The sequence below is a fragment of the Nocardioides sp. zg-1228 genome, assembly GCF_017086465.1.
Classification (GTDB): Bacteria; Actinomycetota; Actinomycetes; order Propionibacteriales; family Nocardioidaceae; genus Nocardioides.
Genome location: NZ_CP070961.1, coordinates 3,513,229 through 3,531,450, shown reverse-complemented (window position 1 = coordinate 3,531,450; position 18,222 = coordinate 3,513,229). Strand labels below are relative to the sequence as shown.

The window sequence follows — 18,222 nt, the reverse complement described above, 5'->3', positions numbered from 1 at the left end:
GCGCATCCTCTCAGAGCCGCGGTGAGTAGCCTGCGGGACATGTCGTCTGCCGCCTCCACCACCACGCCGGCCGGTCGGCCGGTCGTCGCCGAGATCGTCCGTTCGGGCTTCGTCGAGGGCCACCACTACGGCTCGATCGTCGCCCTCACCGCCGACGGCGCCGTCGACTGGTCGGTGGGCGCGGTCGACGTCCCCGTCCTCCCGCGCTCGAGCAACAAGCCGGTCCAGGCGCTCGCGATGGTCGAGCTCGGCCTCGACCTGCCCGACGAGCTCCTCGCACTCGCGTGCGCCTCGCACTCCGGGGAGGAGTTCCACGTCGAGGGCGTACGCCGCACGCTGGCGAGCGCGGGCCTCGACGAGTCGGCGCTCCGGACCCCGGCCGACTACCCGCTCGACGACGCGGCCCGGGAGGCCGTCGTACGCGCCGGGGGCGGACGGGCGCCGATCCTGATGAACTGCTCGGGCAAGCACGCCGCCATGCTCGCGACCTGCGTCCTGCGCGGCTGGGACACCGAGACCTACCTCGACCCGACCCACCCCCTGCAGGTGGCGATCGCCGACACCTTCGCCCGGCTCACCGGCGAGCCCATCGCGGCGGTCGCGGTCGACGGGTGCGGCGCGCCGCTGCTCTCCACGTCGCTGACCGGCCTGGCGAGGGCGTTCGCCGCGCTGGCCACCGCGGACGACGGCCCGGCGCGCCGTGTCGCCGACGCGATCCGGCGCCACCCCGAGCACGTCAGCGGCACCACCCGCGACGAGCTCGCCCTGCACCGGGCGGTGCCGGGACTCATCGGCAAGGCCGGCGCCGAGTCCTGCTACGCCGTCGCCCTCCCCGACGGTCGTGCCTGGGCGCTCAAGACCGACGACGGCGCGGCGCGGGTGCGCCCCGTGCTGATGGCCGAGGCGCTGCGGCGCTCGGGGGTGCTCGACGAGGACGGGGTGGACGCCGCGGCGGTGCGCACGACCGGGCGCGTCGACCTCCTCGGCGGCGGGGTCCCGGTCGGGGAGATCCGCGCCGTCTTCTGAGGTCGAGCGGGGTCCGCCGGCACCGTTGCGAACAGACGGCTAGCGCCGACAAGCCGCATGGGTCGAGGACTCTGTGAGGGGTCTCACCTCCATCGGGCTTGTTTCTGCTAACTCCTGTTAGCACACTGGAGGCATGGCGAAGGAGAAGAAGACCACGAGGGTCGCCTCGAAGACCGCCGCCACGACCGCGACCGCACGCAGGGCCACCAAGGCCACGACCACTGCCACCACGAAGGCCACCACCAAGACCAGCAAGGCGGTCGTCGACTCGATCGGCACGCTGGGTGACTACCTCCGCGAGCAGCGGGTCGGCGCCCAGCTGTCGCTGCGCCAGCTCGCCGACCAGGTGGGCGTGAGCAACCCCTACCTGAGCCAGATCGAGCGTGGCCTGCGCAAGCCGTCGGCCGAGGTGCTCCAGCAGCTCGCCCGGGCGCTGCGCGTCAGTGCCGAGCAGCTCTACGTCCGCGCGGGCATCGTCCATCCCGACCCGGGCCAGGCCGGATCGGTGGAGCTCGCGATCCTCGCCGACACGGCGCTGACGGAGCGGCAGAAGCACTCGCTCCTCGACGTCTACGCCTCGTTCCTCGCCCTCAACGAGCGCGACGCCGCCACCGCACCGACAGAAGTCCAGGCAGAAGTCCAGGCAGACGCACCGACACGGCCCGTCGACGAGACCGACGAGTCGTGAGCCCGCAGACCACCGGCAGCACCCACCGCAAGGAGAGCCCCATGGCCACCACCAAGCGCGACCTCAAGAGCGAAGCCCTCAAGCCCGTCCTGGCCGGCGTCGGCGTCACCGACCTGGCCGTCGAGGCCGTCCGTGAGGCGGTGGCCGACGTGCAGAAGCGGGTCGCCGCCGTGCAGAAGGACGTCACCACCCGGGTCAGCGAGGTGCAGCGGACCGCGACCGACCCGCAGGCGCTGCGCAAGCAGGCCCAGGCCCGCCGCGCCGCCGTCGAGGCCCGCGTCGCCGAGCTGCAGGCCGAGGCCCTGGCCTACCCGGCCCGGGTGACCACCCAGGTCGCCGCGCAGGTCACCACGCTGGTCGACGGCAACGTCTCCGCGGCCAACGCCGCCTACGCCGACCTCGTCAAGCGCGGCGAGTCGCTCGTGGGCCGCATCCGCGGCCAGGAGTCGACCCGGGCCACCGTGTCGTCGGCGCGCACCACCGTCGCCAAGGCGAAGACCACCGCGACCCAGGCCAAGAAGGCCGCCGAGGCCACCACGGCTGCGGCCGACAAGACCGCTGCCACCAAGGTCGCCCCCACGCCCAGGCCGACCGCCAAGAAGGCGACGCGGAAGGCCGCGGCCAAGAAGGCCTCCGCGACCACCGCCCGCAAGAGCGCGGCGAAGAAGAGCGCCACCGCGCGGGCCAGCGCCAAGGCCACCGCGACCGCCGCCACCGCGACGGCGTCCAACGCGGCCAAGGCCGTCGTCGACGCGGCCGAGAAGGTCGGCGACTGAAGGGACCACCCCCACGAGCAGCTGCTGCTGTTCTGAGCCGAGGCCCCCGTCCGTCACGGACGGGGGCCTCGGCCGTTCCGCCGGCGTGCCTCGGGCGTCTAGGCTGAGCGGGTGAACATCTACGCGTTCGAGAGCACGCTGATGCTGGTGGTGCTCCTCGCCCTGCTCGCGATCAAGGGTTTCGCGTTCATCAACTCCCTCACCTACTCCGCCGAGGCCTACGAGGCGGCCGGCAAGCTGACCAAGCCGGCGTGGTGCGCGATCACGGGGCTCGGCTTCGCGGCCCAGCTGATCCTCATCGGCTCCTCGCCGCTCGGGCTGATCCACCTCGTCTTCACGATCGCCTCGCTCGTCTACCTCGCCGACGTGCGCCCGGCGCTCGCCGAGGTCACCTCGCGCCGGTGAGACCCACGCCCGGTCTCGCCGCTCAGGTAGCGAGGTAGCGGTCGAGGGCGGCCATGGCGTCCTCGGGCTCGAAGCCGGTGGCACGGATCCTGGCGAGCGACATCGCCGAGTGGAGCGGACGCGGGGCGAAGGGCTTGCCCTGCGCGCGTACGCCGTCGGCGTAGGCCTCGGTGCTCGTGCCGGACACGTCGTCGGCGCTGCGGCCCGACCGCTCGAAGACCGCCTGGGCGATCTCGCGCCACGACATCGCCGGCCCGCCGTTGGAGACGTTGTAGGTGCCGAACGCGGCGTCGGAGTCGAGCAGGTGGCCGATGGCGCGCACCAGCTCGTCGGTGAAGGTGAGCCGGCCCACCTGGTCGTCGACGACGCTGGGGGAGACGCCCTTCTCGGCGAGCGAGCGCATGGTGCGCACGAAGTTGTTGCCCTCGCCGATCACCCACGACGTGCGCAGCAGGTAGTGGCGCGGGGCCAGGCCCACCGCGAGGTCGCCGGCGGCCTTGGACTGGGCGTAGACGCCCAGCGGCGACAGCGGCTCGTCCTCGGTGTGGCCGGGGTCGAGCGGCGCGGTGCCGTCGAAGACGTACTCCGAGGACAGGTGCACCAGGGTGAAGCGGTGCTCGCGGGCGAGCCGGGCGAGCGTGGCGGGCCCGGTGGCGTTGGCGGCCCACGCGGCCACCCGGCCCTCGGTGGTCTCGGCCGCGTCGACTGCGGTGAAGGCCGCGGCGTTGATCACCACGGCGTAGTCGTGCCAGGGCCAGGCCGCGACGGCCTCGGCGTCGGTGAGGTCGAGCGCGGTGACGCCCTCGTCCTCGCGGAGGTCGACCCGGTCGGCGTCCGGGTGGGCGGCGTGCAGCGCCCGGCCCAGCTGGCCCAGCGCGCCCACGATGAGCGTCTTCTTGGGCGGGATCGCGGTCGAGGCGTCCAGCGCCGGGTTGTGCTGGTCCTTCTCGCTGATGATCGCCTCGGCCAACGGGATCGGCCACGGGATCGCGACCGTCGGGTCGTCAAGGGACAGCGCGGGGTAGGAGATGCCCGGGCGCCAGTGCTCGTTGACGAGGTAGGTGTAGGCCGTGGCGTCCTCGAGCACCTGGTAGCTGTTGCCGACGCCGCGCGGCACGAAGACCGCGACCGAGGTGTCCATCTCGAGCGTGAACGTCGCGCCGAAGGTGTCGCCCTCGCGCATGTCGACCCAGGCGCCGAAGATGCGGCCGGTGGCCAGCGAGACGAACTTGTCCCACGGCTCGGTGTGGATGCCGCGCGTCACGCCGCGGTCGCCGTTGAAGGAGACGTTGTTCTGGACCGGGCCGAAGTCGGGCAGCCCGATGGCGAGCATCTTCTCGCGCTGCCAGTTCTCCTTGAAGAACCCGCGCTCGTCGTCGCGCCGGTCGAGGCGGACGACGACGAGGCCCGGGATCGGGGTGGTCTCGAGGGAGGGGAGGGTCACTGGCCCTTCTCCGCGTACTTGGCCTCCGTGGCGTCCTTGTGGGGGCGCCACCACTCCTCGTGCGTGCGGTACCACTCGATGGTGTCGGCCAGGCCCGACTCGAAGTCCTGGAACTGCGGCGTCCAGCCGAGCTCGTGGCGCAGCTTGCCCGACTCGATCGCGTAGCGCATGTCGTGCCCGGCGCGGTCGTTGACGTGGTCGAAGGCGTCCTCGGCCTGGCCCATCAGCTTGAGGATCAGGCGGACGACCTCGAGGTTGTTCTTCTCGCCGTCGGCGCCGATCAGGTAGGTCTCTCCGATGCGGCCCTTCTCCAGGATCGTCAGCACGGCCGAGGAGTGGTCGTCGGCGTGGATCCAGTCGCGGACGTTCTCGCCCGACCCGTAGAGCTTGGGCCGGATCCCGTCGATCACGTTGGTGATCTGGCGCGGGATGAACTTCTCGATGTGCTGCCATGGGCCGTAGTTGTTGGAGCAGTTGGAGACCGTCGCGCGGACGCCGAAGCTGCGGACCCACGCGCGGACCAGGTGGTCGGAGCCGGCCTTCGAGGCGGAGTAGGGGGACGACGGGTTGTAGGGGGTGTCCTCGGTGAAGCGCTTGGGGTCGTCGAGCTCGAGGTCGCCGTAGACCTCGTCGGTCGAGACGTGGTGGAGCCGCTTGTCGTGCCGGCGCACGGCCTCGAGGATCGTGAAGGTGCCGAGGATGTTGGTGTGGACGAACGGGCTCGGGTCGTTGAGCGAGTTGTCGTTGTGCGACTCCGCCGCGTAGTGGACGACCGCGTCGTGGTCGGCGACCAGCGGGTCGACGACGTCGGCGTCGGCGATGTCACCGACGACGAGCCGCACCCGGTCCTCGGGCAGCCCGGCCAGCGACTCCTTGGAGGCGGCGTAGGTCAGCTTGTCGAGCACGGTCACCCTGAGGTCGGTGTGCTCGAGGAGGTGGTGCACGAAGTTCGATCCGATGAACCCCGCGCCTCCGGTCACGAGTAGGCGTTCCATGCGGCGGAGTCTAGGGGTGGGCGAGGACCTCGTACGACTCGACGCTCTCGAGCGCGTCGCTGCGATAGCGCGCCACCCGGCCGCCGGCGCTCGACCAGCCCTCGGGCAGCTCCGCGTCGACGGCGTAGCCGCGCGGGAAGCGCACCGTGACCCGCACGTCCTGGGGGTCGACCATGCCCTGGGGGTCGATGGCCAGCCGGTAGGCGAGCGCGCCGTCGCGGTCCACGGCGGCGGCGGGCACGACGTAGGTCACCGCGAGGGTGTGGCGCGCCTGCGGGGCGAACTCGATCTCCGGGCGGATGAAGTAGCGACCGTAGAAGCTGCGCGGCGAGACCTCGCGGGGCACGCCGTCGACCTGCACCGAGTCGAAGGTGGCGCCCTTCGGCAGGAACGGCGCGACGCTGAGGGTGTTCCAGCGGGTGAAGTAGCCCTCGCGGGGGTCGGGCAGCGGCTGGGCGTAGGGCGGGGAGTCGTTGTGGACCTCGATCTCCATCCGCACGCGGGCGCTGCCGTCCTCGCGGATCGCGACGTCGGTGCTCACGGTGCGTCGCTGCCAGTAGTCGGACTTGCTGGGCACCTTGTTCTGCGTGAAGACGCCGAGGTAGTCGTGCTCGGTGTCGGAGAGCCGGCCGGTCAGCCCGAGGTCGTCGACGACCGCCTGCTCGTCGGGGCTGCGGAGGTAGACGGCGAAGCGCCGCTGGTCGGCTGCCTCGCCGAGCACCCGGCCGGTGCCGACCGGGTCGTTGCCGGACAGGAGCCGGTCGACGAACACCGGTGCGAGGGCGCGGTTGACGGCCTTGCGCTGTGCGGGCTCGGGGTAGTCGTCGTAGCTGCCGATGAGCTTCTCGACGAGGTTGTCACCGGTGAGCGTGCCGAGGGCCGGCACCTCGAGGGGGCCCGAGACGTCCAGCAGCCGCGAGACGGCGACCACGTCGATGACGACGACGCCCGCCATCCGGCGCCCGCGCAGGCTGCGCCAGGCGTTGGCCAGCTCGTTGCCCGAGACCGCCCAGTCAGGCGCCATCGTGGCCAGCGCCGGCTTCACCTGCCCACGGTGCAGCGGGTTGCCCTTGACCTTGCGCCAGTAGCGGGGCTGGGCCGCGCCCGGGGCGGTCGAGAGGTCGAGCGTCTCGCCCATCGACAGGCGGCCGCGGTCGAGGTCGACGGTCACGAAGGTCTGCGGGGTGCCGCCGGAGTAGAGCATCTCGGCAGGGTTGAGCAACGCCACGAGGTACTGACGACTCGCATTGCGGCCGAGCATCGTGGGCAGGTGGGTGAGCAGCGGGTCGACGGCGTCGAGCCCGTCGGCCAGCGGGTCGACCTCGGCCCGGGCGTCGGCGGCTGCCTCGGCGAGCCGTTCGCCGACGAGCGGGCGCGTGTCGGCCACCGCGTCGAGCTCGGCCTGCGCGTCGGAGAGCCGGGCGCCGACCGCGCGCAGGTCGGCGATCACCGACTCGAGCACGTCGAGGTCGACGTTGCCGCCGTCGAGGAGGGTCGACTCCTCGCCGCGCACCTGCGGCAGGACGCGTACGCCGGTCTCGGCCACGCCGACGAGCTGGTCCAGCGCGTTGCCGAGGCGTCGCACGTCGCGCAGTGCGCCGCCGGCGACGGGCACCCGGCTCCACACGTCGCCGCCGACTCCCTGCACCGCCGCCTGGAGGTCGTCGGTCTCCGAGCGGGCCCGCTCGACGGCGGCGACGGCGTCGTCGATGTCGCCGGCGTCGAGGGCCTCCTTGGCCGCCGTCAGCTCGGCGCGGGCATCCTCGGCGTGCCCCGGCGCGGAGAGGAACGGGATGGCCAGCAGGGCCAGGCCCACCAGCACCAGGAGCAGCGCGCCCGCGACCGTCGCCGGCCGGATCATCCGCCGCGGGGTGGCGCGGCGGGAGGACGGCATGCGCGACATCGTGCCAAACCTGCGCCGGCCCTGGAGAATCCCGGCACCCGTCCCGTACGCCCTAGGGTGCAGCCATGCGCGGAATCATCCTGGCCGGTGGGACCGGCTCCCGACTGCACCCGATCACGCAGGGCATCAGCAAGCAGCTGGTGCCGGTCTACGACAAGCCGATGATCTACTACCCGCTCTCGACCCTGATGCTCGCCGGCATCCGTGACGTCCTGATCATCACCACGCCCCACGAGGCCGACGGCTTCCACCGGCTGCTCGGCGACGGCTCGCAGTTCGGCATCGACCTGACCTTCGCGGTGCAGCCCAGCCCCGACGGCCTCGCGCAGGCGTTCATCATCGGCGCCGACCACATCGGCGACGAGCGCTCCGCGCTGGTGCTCGGCGACAACATCTTCTACGGCTCCGGCCTCGGCCAGCAGCTGCTGCGCTTCTCCGAGCTCGACGGCGCCGCGGTCTTCGGCTACCACGTCGCCGACCCCCGGGCCTACGGCGTCGTGGAGTTCGACGACCAGGGCCGCGCGCTGTCGCTGGAGGAGAAGCCGGAGCACCCCAAGAGCGACTTCGCGGTGCCGGGGCTCTACTTCTACGACAACGACGTGGTCCAGTACGCCGCCGAGCTGAAGCCGTCTGCGCGCGGGGAGCTCGAGATCACCGACCTCAACCGCCGCTACCTCGAGGAGGGCCGCCTGCACGTCGAGGTGCTGCCCCGCGGCACCGCGTGGCTCGACACCGGCACCTTCGACTCGCTCAACGACGCCTCCAACTTCGTACGCACGATCGAGGGCCGGCAGGGCTTCAAGGTCGGCGCCCCCGAGGAGGTCGCCTGGCGGATGGGGTGGCTGTCCGACGACGAGCTCGCCGCCCGCGCCGAGCCGCTGCGCAAGAGCGGCTACGGCGAATACCTGCTCGGTCTGCTCCGGCACGGCTGATCGCGTTTCGACTCCCCGTCGTCGGGGGACATGACACCTAGACGACGTGAGGAGGAGCGGGTGCCGGAGCCGACACGTCTGGAGTTCGCCCAGGGCCCTCGGGCCACGCGCGCGGTCGCCCTCGACCCGTTCTGGGCGACGGTCATGAGGCGCCACGGCGACGTGGACCTCGTGGTGCTGCCGCCCGAGCCGCCCCGTCGGGCCGACGTCCCGGCCGACGAGCCGGCGGTCGACCCGGTCGCCGCACGCGACGACCTGCGGGCCCGGATGGCCGCCCTGTGGGCGGCACTCGGCCTCGAGGGCGAGCCGGCCCACCTCGACGACACCTGGTTCGCCGGGTCCGAGCCGGGCACGCTGCGCTGGCAGGGCACCGCGACCTTCGACGACCTCGACCCGGTCGTCGCCTCGGCCGCGCTCGGGCGCGCGCAGCAGCTGCTCGCCGAGGCCGACGGCTGGCACGTGCTGGCCCCGCCCGACGGCATTCCCCGGGTGCTGGCCGGACGGCCGGGCCGCTTCGGTCGCGAGGACGTGCAGGTGCTCGTGCCGACGACCGCTCGCGTGGTGGTGCGGGTGCGCTCCGCGCTGGTCGTGGTGGGCGAGGACGCCGCCGCCGCGGCCGTCGGTGGTGATGCGGGATGAGCGACCAGCCGCTGGTCTGGCAGATGGAGTCCCTGCGCCGCGGCACCGAGGGGTGGGAGGCGCAGCAGGCCCTCATGGACACCTCGTCGCGCGAGCTGGGCAGCGCCTCGGCGTCCGCGCTCCCGCCGAGCGTCCAGGGCGCGGCCACGACGTTCCTGTCCCGGTGGGCCGGCTATGCCGGCGAGAGCGCCGCCATCGCGCAGGGGTTCGTGGGCGCGCTGCGCGCGACCTCCGACGACTACACGACCACCGACGACGCGACCGACCGGCAGTTCAGCGACCTCGACGCGCGGCTGGGCTCGCGGCGATGACGGTCACCATCGAGGTGCCGGCCTCCGTCCCGGCGCAGATCAAGAAGCCCGAGGGCGACGCGGGCGGCGCCGACGCCCTCGCCACCACCATCTACGCCGCGGCCGGTCGCTACGAGGAGTTCGCCGACAGGAGCCGCGAGCTGCAGGACCTCGGCAGCTGGGCCGGCGTCGCCTACGACGCCTACAAGGAGGCGTCGGGCGTGGCGTCCGGCGAGCACTCCGCGATGGCGACGACGGTGCGCCGGGTCGGGCGCGGCGTGACCGCGTTCGCCGACACGCTGCGCGACCTGCTCCGCGCCCACGAAGACCTCCTCGAGCGCAAGCGCTCGCTGGACGGGCGGCGCACCGCGCTGATCGCCGACATCGACGCCGCGACCGAGGTCACCGACGCCGAGATCGCCGCCTTCCGCGAGCGGGCGCGCGACCTGCGCGCCGACTACGCCGACCTGGTCGCCGACGACGACGACCTGCAGCGACGGGTGCGCGACAACGAGACGCTGCTGCGCCAGGTCTTCCAGGCCGCCGACTCGCTCCCGGAGTCGCTCTCCGCCGACGGGCGCGTCCCGCCGATGGCCGAGTCGGCGATGAACCGCCCCGGCGCCCCCGGCAGCGGCGCGACGCCCGAGGAGGTGCAGCGGTGGTGGGACGGCCTCAGCGAGGCCGAGCGGGAGGCGGTCATCGCGGCCTACCCCGAGCGCGTGGGCCAGGGCGACGGACTGCCCGCAGACGCCCGCGATCAGGCCAACCGCGTGCTGCTCGACGACGACCTCGCCCGCCTCGCGGCCAAGGACGACGACGGCACGATCTCGCCGCTCGAGCGCCGGGTGCTCGCCAACGCCGGCCAGGCGCGTGACGCGCTCGCCAACGCCGACGCCTACACCGATCCGCTCGACCCGGCGCTGCGGCCCGGCGGCACGCTGTGGCTCTACGACCCGGCCGCCTACGACGGCGACGGGCGGGTGGCGGTCGCCGTGGGCGACCTCGACCACGCCGACGACGTCGCGGTGTTCACCCCCGGCATCACCACCGACATGGGCGACACCACCGCCTACACCGACCGGATGATGAATCTCTACGAGTCGACGCGCTACAACGGCGACGGGTCGAGCGTCGCGACCATGTTCTGGCTCGGCTACGACGCACCCGACGGCCCCACCGACCCGGCCACGCTGAGCGAGGGGCGGGCCGAGGAGGGCGGGCGCAACCTCGCCGACGCCATCGACGGCCTGCGCGCCTCGCGACCCGACGACCCGGCCCACCTGACGGCCGTCGGCCACAGCTACGGCTCCACCACGACGGCGTACGCCACGCACGGCGACGCCTCCGACGTCGACGAGGTGGTGCTCATCGGCAGTCCCGGCGCGGGTCCGGCCGACCACGCCGACGACCTGGGGCCCGGGTCCGACCACGTCTACGTCGGCCGCGACAGCCGCGACCTCGTCGCCGTGCTGGGCGACGAGGGGTGGGTCGGCAAGCTCGGCCTCGGGCTCGGCACCGACCCGTCGTCGGAGGACTTCGGCGCCCAGCGGTTCGAGGCCGAGGACGTCGACCGCAGCTGGATCCGCAACACCGGTGACGCGCACAGCTCCTACCTCGACCCGGACACCGAGTCGCTCTACAACATCGGCCTGATCGTCGACGGGCACGGCGACCAGATCAACGAGGCCGCGCAGAGCTACGACCCGTGGTGGGGCCCGCCGCAGGACCCCGAGTGGGACCGCGACCCGACCGCGGGGCAGCCCGGCCGCTCCGACACGAGCCCCGACCGGTGAGGATGGGGCGCATGACGCTGCTCCCGCTCCGCCTGCTGCTGGCACTGACCCTCGCCGTCGGTCTGGGCTCCTGCGGCGATCCCGACCCCGAGCAGGCGGCCGACGACCTGGCGTCGATGAAGAGCGCGGTCGACTCCGAGGTGCGCGACATGGCGGGGGTGCTCTCCGACAGTGGGCTGAGCCTGGAGCGGGCCAAGGGTCGCGTCGAGAGCGAGGGCATGTCGACCTACCGCGCCGAGGACTACAAGGCGTCCGCGGTCGTCGTCGGGGAGGGTGCCGAGGGCGAGCAGGTCGACCGGGCGGCGACGGCGCTCGAGGAGGCGGGGTGGACGCGCACGGCCGATGGCCTCGATGCCTCCGAGCCGTGGGCCCAGCTCGAGCGCGACGACTTCCGCACCACGATCGGCTGGACCAAGGTGGGCGAGCGCGAGCTCGTGCTCAGCCTCGACCAGGAGGGCGAGGTCGAGGTGCCGAGCGACACCGACCCGGTCGAGCGCGACAACTCGGTGGACATCCCGCTCGACTGACGCCCTCGTCGAGTTGGCGCATCCTCGCCCGGAAATCTCGACGGTGTCAGGGGGCCAGGATGCGCCGACTCGACGGTCGGTCAGGCGAGGTCGGCCGCCACCATCCGCCGCACGATCTCAGCGAAGTCGACCGTCGGCGCCCACCCCAGCTCCTCGTGCGCCCGGCTCGCGTCGCCGACGAGCTCGGTCGGGTCGGCGGGGCGGAAGAACGCGGCGTCCTGGCGCACCAGCGGCTCCCAGTCGTCGATGCCGGCGGCGGCGAAGGCGGCGGCCACGAAGTCGCGCACCGAGTGGGCCGTGCCGGTCGCGACGACGTAGTCGCCGGGCTCGTCGGCACGGGCGGCGCGCACCATGGCGTCGACGTAGTCGGGCGCCCAGCCCCAGTCGCGGCGCACGTCGACGTTGCCGAGCACCAGCTCGTCGGCCTCGCCGCGGGCGATGGCGGCCACCGTCGAGGTGATCTTGCGGGTCACGAACCGCGGGTGCCGGCGCGGCGACTCGTGGTTGTAGAGGATCGCGCTCGAGACGTGCAGGTCGCGCTGGCGGTAGACGCGCGCGGACAGGTGGGCGTACGCCTTCGATGCGCCGTAGGGGTTGACCGGCGCCACCGGGGTGTCCTCGGTCTGGGGCGAGTCGGCGGCCTCACCGAAGATCTCGGCGCTCGAGGCCTGCACCAGGCGTACGCCGTGCACCTGGCGCGCCGACTCCATCAGCGCGACCGCCGCCAGCCCGTTGACCTGCGCGGTGCGGTCGGGCTCGTCCCACGACTGGGCCACCGAGCTGATCGCGGCCAGGTTGTAGACCTCGCGCGGCGCGACCTCGCGCACCAGCCGTCGGGTGCCCTCGACGTCGGCCAGGTCGCCGGTGTGCAGCACCACCTCGGCCGGGCAGTGCTCCGGGTGGCCGTCGCCCGCCAGCGCCAGCGCGTGCACCTCGAGGCCCTCGGCCACCAGGCGTTCGGCGAGGTAGGTGCCGTCCTGCCCGCCGATGCCGGTGATGAGGGCGGCTGCGGTCACCAACCCGCCTTGGCGGCGGCGATGTCGGCGTCGACCATCATCGCCACCAGCTCGGCGAACGAGACGCTCGGCGTCCAGCCGAGCCTGTCCCTGGCCTTGCTGGCGTCGCCGATGAGCAGCTCGACCTCGGCCGGGCGCATGAAGCGGGGGTCCTGGGTGACGTAGCGGGCCCAGTCGTCGATGCCGACATGCGCGAAGGCGAGGTCGAGGAAGTCGCGGATCGACCAGGTCTCGCCCGTGGCGATGACGTAGTCGTCGGCGGTGTCCTGCTGGAGCATCCGCCACATCGCCTCGACGTAGTCGCCGGCGTAGCCCCAGTCGCGGCGCGCGTCGAGGTTGCCGAGGGCCATCGAGTCCTGCTGGCCCAGGTGGATCCGGGCGACCGCCTGGCTGATCTTGCGGGTCACGAACTCGGGGCCGCGGCGCGGAGACTCGTGGTTGAACAGGATGCCCGACGAGGCGTGCATGCGGTAGGACTCGCGGTAGTTGATCGTCATGTAGTGGCCGTAGACCTTGCTCACGCCGTAGGGCGAGCGCGGCCACAGCAGGGTGCGCTCCGACTGCGGCACCTCCTGCACCTTGCCGAACATCTCCGAGCTCGAGGCCTGGTAGAAGCGGATGGAGGACGGGTCGTCGCCCGCGTGGAGGCGCACCGCCTCGAGCATGTTGAGCACGCCCATGCCGGTGACGTCGCTGGTGACGAAGGCGTTCTCCCAGGAGTAGGCGACGAACGAGATCGCGCCGAGGTTGTAGACCTCGTCGGGCTCGGAGTCGCGCATCGCCCGCATCAGGCTGGACAGGTCGGTCAGGTCGCCGTGGTGCAGCGTGACGTCGGGGACGAGGTCCTCGACCAGGGCGCGGCGCGGATTGTTCTGGCCGCGGATCAGGCCGTGGACGTCGTAGCCCTTCTCGATCAGCAGCTCGGCGAGGTAGAGACCGTCCTGTCCGGTGATTCCGGTGATGAGAGCGCTCGGCACCCCGGCATTGTGTCAGCACGCTCCTCGTTAGGGTGGCGCCATGAAGATCCTCGTCAGCGGCGGCGCCGGCTACATCGGCTCGCACACCGTCGTCCAGCTCGTCGCTGCAGGTCACGACGTCGTCATCGTCGACAACTTCAGCAACGCCCATCCGACGGTGCTCGGTCGGATGGAGTCGCTCACCGGCACGGCGCTCACGCTGCACTCCTTCGACCTGTGCGACCGCGACAAGACCGAGCACCTCTTCGCGGCCGAGGCGTTCGACGCGGTGATCCACTTCGCCGGCTTCAAGGCGGTGGGGGAGAGCGTCGAGAAGCCGCTCGACTACTACGAGAACAACCTCGGCTCGACGTTCTCGCTCGTGCGCGCGATGCAGCGCCACGGCGTGGACAAGCTGGTGTTCTCCTCCAGCGCGACCGTCTACGGCACCGACCAGGCCGGTGCCACCGAGGACCGCCCCACCTTCGCCACCAACCCCTACGGCTGGACCAAGGTGATGCAGGAGCAGATCCTGCGCGACGTCGCCGCGGCGGCGCCGCAGATGCGCTTCGCCCTGCTGCGCTACTTCAACCCCGTCGGCGCCCACGAGTCGGGCACGATCGGCGAGGACCCCTCGGGCACCCCCAACAACCTGATGCCCTTCATCGCCCAGGTGGCGGTCGGCAAGCGCGACAAGCTGCTCGTCTTCGGCGACGACTACGACACCCCCGACGGCACCGGCGTGCGCGACTACATCCACGTCGAGGACCTCGCCGCCGGCCACGTCGCCGCCCTCGAGGCGCTCGCCACCACGAGCGACGGCGTCAACGTCTGGAACCTCGGCTCCGGCCACGGCACGAGCGTCCTGGAGCTGCTGCGCGCCTTCGAGCGGGCGGTCGGTCGCGAGCTGCCCCACGAGGTCGTCGCCCGGCGCCCCGGCGACGTCGCGGTCTCCTACGCCGACCCCTCCAAGGCCAACCGCGAGCTCGGCTGGAGCACGACGAAGTCGGTCGACGAGATGGCCGCCGACACGTGGCGCTGGCAGTCGCAGAACCCGCAGGGCTACGCCGGCTGACCACCCTGCCGCGTGGCCGACTCGGCGCTCCGGGAAGGAGTCGTCGACCGCGACGTCCCGCAGGGTCGTGTGCCGGGCGAGGGCTTCGTCGACCTGCTCGACCGCGTGCTGGGGATCGTGGTGGAGACCGAGTCGTTCGAGCACCACTGGTCGAGGGTGGGGCTCCAGCGCGACGTCGACCGCTACACCGCGGCGGCGCGGGCGGGGCTCGTGGTGCTCCGGTTCTCCTGGCCAGACGTGATGTTCCGCCCGGACGACGTGCGCGCGTCGCTCGAGGACGTGGTCCGGTGGCGCGCCATGCAGGCAGTGGGGCGCCACGGGCTGGTCGCCTGAGCGTGCGGCGCACCCGCCGCGCGAACTGCCTGCAGGGTGGTGGTCAGCGGACCTCGAGCTCGGCCATCGCCCGCAGCACCACCCGCAGGTGCGCGACCTCGTGGACCCGGAGCAGGTGGGCGCCGCCCAGTGCGGCGAAGACGCCGTAGAACCCCTCGGCCTTGCGGAACTCGTCGCCGAACAGGTCGTAGGTGTGCGGCAGCGCGTTGCACGCGGGAACGCCGAGGGGGCGGAGGCGGAAGGTCTGGGCCAGCACCCGGGCCTGGTGGCGGGCGCGGGGGATCGGGTCGACGAGGTTGCCGTAGTAGAAGCCCATGCCGGGGTCGACGACGACCTTGTCCACCCCGAGCGAGCGGGCGTGCGCGAGCCGGGGCGCGAAGTGGTCGAGCAGCACCGGCATCGGATCTGAGTCGGGGGGCACGTCGTCGATGTCGCGCACGTTGGCCGTGGTGCCGAAGCACATGATCACGGCGGCGTCGTACTCCGCGGCGAGGGCGAGCATCCGGTCCTCGTGCTCGCGACCGGTCATGTTGAGGACCCGGGCACCGGCGTCGAGGCAGGCCCGGACCACCTCGGGCTCGTAGGTCTCGACCGAGACGACCGCCTCGGCCGCGAGCTGCTTCACGGCGGGCACGAGACCGGCGATCTGCTCGGCCGGCGTCACCCGCGCCGTGCCGGCGTTGCTCGACTCCGCGCCGAGGTCGATCACGGCGGCGCCCTGCGCGGCCTGGATGCGACCCATGCGCACGGCGTCGGCAGGGCTGGTGGCGACGCTCTCGCGGTAGGTGGAGTCGCGGGAGAGGTTGATGCAGCCCATCAGCGTGACGGCGCCGTCGCCGATCGACACCGGCCCTCTCGGACCGTCGAGGACGACCGGCGCCACGGGGCTGTCCCAGGCACCGGCGTGCTCGGCGTGCAGGGTGGCCAGGTCCGCAAGGGTGATCACCCTCGTCAGGGTAGGCGGCAGGATGAAGGCCGTGACCGAGCCCCTCGAGCTGCAGCGCCTGGCCGACCTGACCGACGACGAGCTGGCGGCCGCCTACACACCGCTCCGCGAGCCGTGGCTGCGGGTCAACTTCGTCAGCACCGTGGACGGCGCGGCCACCGGCTCCGACGGGCTCAGCGGCACGATCAACAACGCCGCCGACAAGCGGGTCTTCGACGCTCTGCGGCGACGGGCGCACTGCCTCGTGGTCGGGGCCGGCACCGTGCGCGAGGAGGAGTACGACGTCCCGCGGGTGCCGATCGTCGTCGTCAGCCGCTCGGCCGACGTGCCGCCGAGCCTGGCCGAGGCGCCGCCCGGGCGGGTGCTGATGGCGACCGTGGCCACCTCGGCCGGGCTGGAGCGGGCGCGCGAGCGGCTCGGCGACGACTGCGTGCTGGTGCTCGGGGAGGAGCAGATCGACCTGGCGGCGCTCAAGGCCGCGCTGGCCCAGCGGGGCTGGACCGAGCAGCTCTGCGAGGGCGGGCCGTCGCTCTTCGCCGACCTGCTGGCCGCGGGGGTGGTCGACGAGCTGTGCTGGACCGTGGTGCCGCTGCTGACCGGCGGCGACGCCGTACGCATCGCCGCCGGCGCAGAGGTCGATGTGCCCCTGCGCCCCACCCTGCTGCTGGAGCAGGACGGGACGTTGCTGGGGCGCTGGCTGGTGGAGTGAGCCTCAGCCGAGCGCTTCGAGCAGCGCCTGGGAGAAGGCCGGGATGTCGTCGGGGTTGCGGCTGGTGATGAGGTTGCCGTCGACGACGACCTCCTCGTCGACCCACTCGCCCCCGCCGTTGCGGATGTCGGTCTGCAGGCTCGGCCAGCTGGCGACCCGCTTGCCGCGCACGCGGTCGGCCTCGACGAGGGTCCACGCGGCGTGGCAGATGGCGGCGACGGGCTTGCCGGAGTCGACGAAGTCGCGGACGAAGGCGACCGCCTCCTCGTCCATGCGGAGGGCGTCAGGGTTGGCGACCCCTCCGGGCAGGACCAGCGCGTCGTAGTCGGCGACGGCCACGTCGGAGACGCGCCGGTCGACCCGCTGGGTGCTCGACTTGTCGAGGTGCTGGAAGAGCTGGACCTCGCCCTCGTCGGTGGAGAGCAGGTCGGCGGTGTGGCCGGCGTCGGTCGCGGCCTGCCACGGCGTGGTGAGCTCGACCTCCTCGACGCCTTCGGTCGCGGTCAGGAATGCGATGCGCTTGGACATGCCCTTCACGGTTGCTCGCGACGCGGGGGCGGACAACACACGTTGGGGTGGTCCGGGCGATCGCTCGGAATCGACGTCAGCCGATCGCGCCGGCGTCGTCCTTGGCCAGCGACCGGGAGATCACCATCCGCTGGATCTGGTTGGTGCCCTCGAAGATCTGCATGACCTTGGCCTCGCGCATGTAGCGCTCGACCGGGAAGTCGCGGGTGTAGCCGTAGCCGCCGAGCACCTGGACCGCGTCGGTGGTGACCGACATGGCGTTGTCGGTGGCGACGAGCTTGGCGATCGAGGCCTCGCGCGAGAACGGCACCCCCGCGTCGCGCAGGCGGGCGGCGTGCAGCACCGTGGCGCGTGCCGAGACGATCGCGGCCTCCATGTCGGCGAGCACGAAGGCGAGGCCCTGGTGGTCGATGATGCGCGTGCCGAAGGTCTCCCGCTCGCGGGCGTAGGCCACGGCCGCGTCGAGCGCACCCTGGGCGAGGCCGACCGCGACGGCGGCGATGCCGAGACGACCCGAGTCGAGGCCGGCCAGCGCGATGCGGAGTCCCTCGCCCTCGGCTCCGAGGCGGCGCGAGGCGTCGACGCGTACGCCGTCGAAGCGCATCGTGGCGGTCGCCGAGCCGGTGAGGCCCATCTTGCGCTCCGGGGGGTCGGCGCTGAGGCCCTCGGCGTCGGCGGGCACGAGGAAGCAGGAGATGCCGTTGCGGTCGTCGGAGGTGCGGGCCATCACCTTGTAGAAGTCGGCGTGCCCGCCGTGGGTGGTCCAGGCCTTGGCTCCGTTGATGACGTACGAGTCGCCGTCGCGTCGTGCCGTCGTACGCATCGCGGCGGGGTCGGAGCCGGCATGCGCCTCGGAGAGGCAGTAGGCGCCGAGCAGGTCGCCGCTGAGCATGTCGGGAAGCCACTCGGCACGCTGCTCGTCGGTGCCGAAGTGCGCGAGGCCGAAGCACGACAGGGCGTGGACCGAGACCCCCACGCCGACCGACGACCACACGGCGCCGATCTCCTCGAGCACCTGGAGGTAGACCTCGTAGGGCTGCCCGCCCCCGCCCTGCTCCTCGGGGTAGGGCAGCGACAGCAGGCCGGCCCGGCCGAGCATCGTGAAGACGTCGCGGGGGAACGTCTCGGTCGCCTCCGCCTCGGCCGCGCGAGGGGCGAGCTCCTTGGTCGCGATCTCGCGGGTCAGCGCGAGCAGGTCGCGGGACTCGTCGGTGGGCAGGTGGCGGCGAGCGGTCATGGAG

Annotated in this window: 20 protein-coding genes; 12 read left to right on the top strand and 8 right to left on the bottom strand. The window is 72.6% G+C overall.

The annotated features are described in order from the left end of the window. Nucleotides 1-39 precede the first annotated feature (39 nt). The 4 genes from JX575_RS16980 to JX575_RS16965 all read left to right on the top strand — a co-directional run bounded on the left by JX575_RS16980 (nt 40) and on the right by JX575_RS16965 (nt 2,895). Complete coding sequence (locus tag JX575_RS16980) at nt 40-1,026, top strand: asparaginase (protein ID WP_186339243.1); 987 nt, start codon at nt 40-42, stop codon at nt 1,024-1,026. Nucleotides 1,027-1,159: 133 nt separating this feature from the next. Further along, nucleotides 1,160-1,714 (top strand): helix-turn-helix domain-containing protein, encoded by a 555-nt coding sequence (locus JX575_RS16975; RefSeq protein ID WP_186339242.1) that lies wholly within the window; start codon nt 1,160-1,162, stop codon nt 1,712-1,714. Continuing rightward, entirely contained in the window at nt 1,711-2,490 is a 780-nt protein-coding gene (locus JX575_RS16970) for a hypothetical protein (RefSeq protein ID WP_186339241.1), read from the top strand. The genes JX575_RS16975 and JX575_RS16970 overlap by 4 nt, the downstream gene beginning before the upstream one ends. A gap of 111 nt (nt 2,491-2,601) precedes the next feature. After that, nucleotides 2,602-2,895 (top strand): DUF2516 family protein, encoded by a 294-nt coding sequence (locus JX575_RS16965; protein WP_186339240.1) that lies wholly within the window; start codon nt 2,602-2,604, stop codon nt 2,893-2,895. Nucleotides 2,896-2,917: 22 nt separating this feature from the next. Here the strand turns inward: JX575_RS16965 and JX575_RS16960 are convergent, their stop codons facing one another. Genes JX575_RS16960 through JX575_RS16950 form a run of 3 tightly spaced genes read right to left on the bottom strand, consistent with a single transcriptional unit; the run spans nt 2,918 to nt 7,228 of the window. Next, on the bottom strand, nt 2,918-4,339 hold the full coding sequence (locus JX575_RS16960) for a bifunctional dTDP-4-dehydrorhamnose 3,5-epimerase family protein/NAD(P)-dependent oxidoreductase (protein ID WP_186339239.1): 1,422 nt from the start codon (nt 4,337-4,339) through the stop codon (nt 2,918-2,920). Next, nucleotides 4,336-5,334, bottom strand: coding sequence for a dTDP-glucose 4,6-dehydratase (gene rfbB, locus JX575_RS16955; protein WP_186339238.1), 999 nt, complete (start codon nt 5,332-5,334; stop codon nt 4,336-4,338). The genes JX575_RS16960 and rfbB overlap by 4 nt, the downstream gene beginning before the upstream one ends. Before the next feature lie 10 nt (nt 5,335-5,344). Then, nucleotides 5,345-7,228, bottom strand: a complete 1,884-nt coding sequence (locus JX575_RS16950; protein ID WP_186339237.1) for a DUF4012 domain-containing protein — start codon at nt 7,226-7,228, stop codon at nt 5,345-5,347. 74 nt (nt 7,229-7,302) lie between these two features. Between JX575_RS16950 and rfbA the strand changes: the two genes are divergently transcribed. From rfbA to JX575_RS16925, 5 genes are read left to right on the top strand one after another with little or no spacing between them, the layout of a single operon-like run. Then, entirely contained in the window at nt 7,303-8,169 is an 867-nt protein-coding gene (gene rfbA / locus JX575_RS16945; RefSeq protein ID WP_186339236.1) for a glucose-1-phosphate thymidylyltransferase RfbA, read from the top strand. A gap of 60 nt (nt 8,170-8,229) precedes the next feature. Further along, on the top strand, nt 8,230-8,808 hold the full coding sequence (locus tag JX575_RS16940) for a hypothetical protein (protein WP_186339235.1): 579 nt from the start codon (nt 8,230-8,232) through the stop codon (nt 8,806-8,808). Beyond that, nucleotides 8,805-9,119 carry a hypothetical protein gene (locus tag JX575_RS16935; RefSeq protein WP_186339234.1) on the top strand — a complete coding sequence of 105 codons (315 nt, stop codon included), beginning with the start codon at nt 8,805-8,807 and terminating at the stop codon, nt 9,117-9,119. The genes JX575_RS16940 and JX575_RS16935 overlap by 4 nt, the downstream gene beginning before the upstream one ends. Further along, on the top strand, nt 9,116-10,891 hold the full coding sequence (locus JX575_RS16930; protein ID WP_186339233.1) for an alpha/beta hydrolase: 1,776 nt from the start codon (nt 9,116-9,118) through the stop codon (nt 10,889-10,891). Before JX575_RS16935 ends, JX575_RS16930 begins: the two co-directional genes overlap by 4 nt. A gap of 11 nt (nt 10,892-10,902) precedes the next feature. Continuing rightward, nucleotides 10,903-11,418 carry a hypothetical protein gene (locus tag JX575_RS16925; RefSeq protein WP_186339232.1) on the top strand — a complete coding sequence of 172 codons (516 nt, stop codon included), beginning with the start codon at nt 10,903-10,905 and terminating at the stop codon, nt 11,416-11,418. 80 nt (nt 11,419-11,498) lie between these two features. Here the strand turns inward: JX575_RS16925 and JX575_RS16920 are convergent, their stop codons facing one another. Both JX575_RS16920 and gmd read right to left on the bottom strand, forming a co-directional pair. Next, nucleotides 11,499-12,434 carry a GDP-mannose 4,6-dehydratase gene (locus JX575_RS16920; RefSeq protein WP_241005225.1) on the bottom strand — a complete coding sequence of 312 codons (936 nt, stop codon included), beginning with the start codon at nt 12,432-12,434 and terminating at the stop codon, nt 11,499-11,501. Next, nucleotides 12,431-13,411: a GDP-mannose 4,6-dehydratase gene (gmd, locus tag JX575_RS16915; RefSeq protein ID WP_186339230.1), complete on the bottom strand. Its 981-nt coding sequence runs from the start codon at nt 13,409-13,411 to the stop codon at nt 12,431-12,433. The genes JX575_RS16920 and gmd overlap by 4 nt, the downstream gene beginning before the upstream one ends. A gap of 40 nt (nt 13,412-13,451) precedes the next feature. Here gmd and galE point away from each other — a divergent pair, with 40 nt between their 5' ends. Both galE and JX575_RS16905 read left to right on the top strand, forming a co-directional pair. Beyond that, complete coding sequence (gene galE / locus JX575_RS16910) at nt 13,452-14,465, top strand: UDP-glucose 4-epimerase GalE (protein ID WP_186339229.1); 1,014 nt, start codon at nt 13,452-13,454, stop codon at nt 14,463-14,465. Between the two features lie 12 nt (nt 14,466-14,477). After that, the gene (locus JX575_RS16905; protein ID WP_186339228.1) at nt 14,478-14,798 is read left to right on the top strand and encodes a hypothetical protein; all 321 of its coding nucleotides are present in this window, start codon (nt 14,478-14,480) and stop codon (nt 14,796-14,798) included. Nucleotides 14,799-14,841: 43 nt separating this feature from the next. Here JX575_RS16905 and JX575_RS16900 read toward each other — a convergent pair whose 3' ends face one another. Then, complete coding sequence (locus tag JX575_RS16900) at nt 14,842-15,744, bottom strand: dihydropteroate synthase (protein WP_186339227.1); 903 nt, start codon at nt 15,742-15,744, stop codon at nt 14,842-14,844. 31 nt (nt 15,745-15,775) lie between these two features. On the opposite strand from JX575_RS16900, the gene JX575_RS16895 reads away from it, so the two are divergent. After that, a complete protein-coding gene (locus JX575_RS16895) occupies nt 15,776-16,453 on the top strand; it encodes a dihydrofolate reductase family protein (protein ID WP_241005223.1) in 678 nt (225 codons plus the stop codon). Between the two features lie 3 nt (nt 16,454-16,456). Here JX575_RS16895 and JX575_RS16890 read toward each other — a convergent pair whose 3' ends face one another. Then, nucleotides 16,457-16,981: a type 1 glutamine amidotransferase domain-containing protein gene (locus tag JX575_RS16890; RefSeq protein WP_186339225.1), complete on the bottom strand. Its 525-nt coding sequence runs from the start codon at nt 16,979-16,981 to the stop codon at nt 16,457-16,459. A gap of 76 nt (nt 16,982-17,057) precedes the next feature. Beyond that, the gene (locus JX575_RS16885) at nt 17,058-18,218 is read right to left on the bottom strand and encodes an acyl-CoA dehydrogenase family protein (RefSeq protein WP_186339224.1); all 1,161 of its coding nucleotides are present in this window, start codon (nt 18,216-18,218) and stop codon (nt 17,058-17,060) included. Between the last annotated feature and the right edge of the window lie 4 nt (nt 18,219-18,222).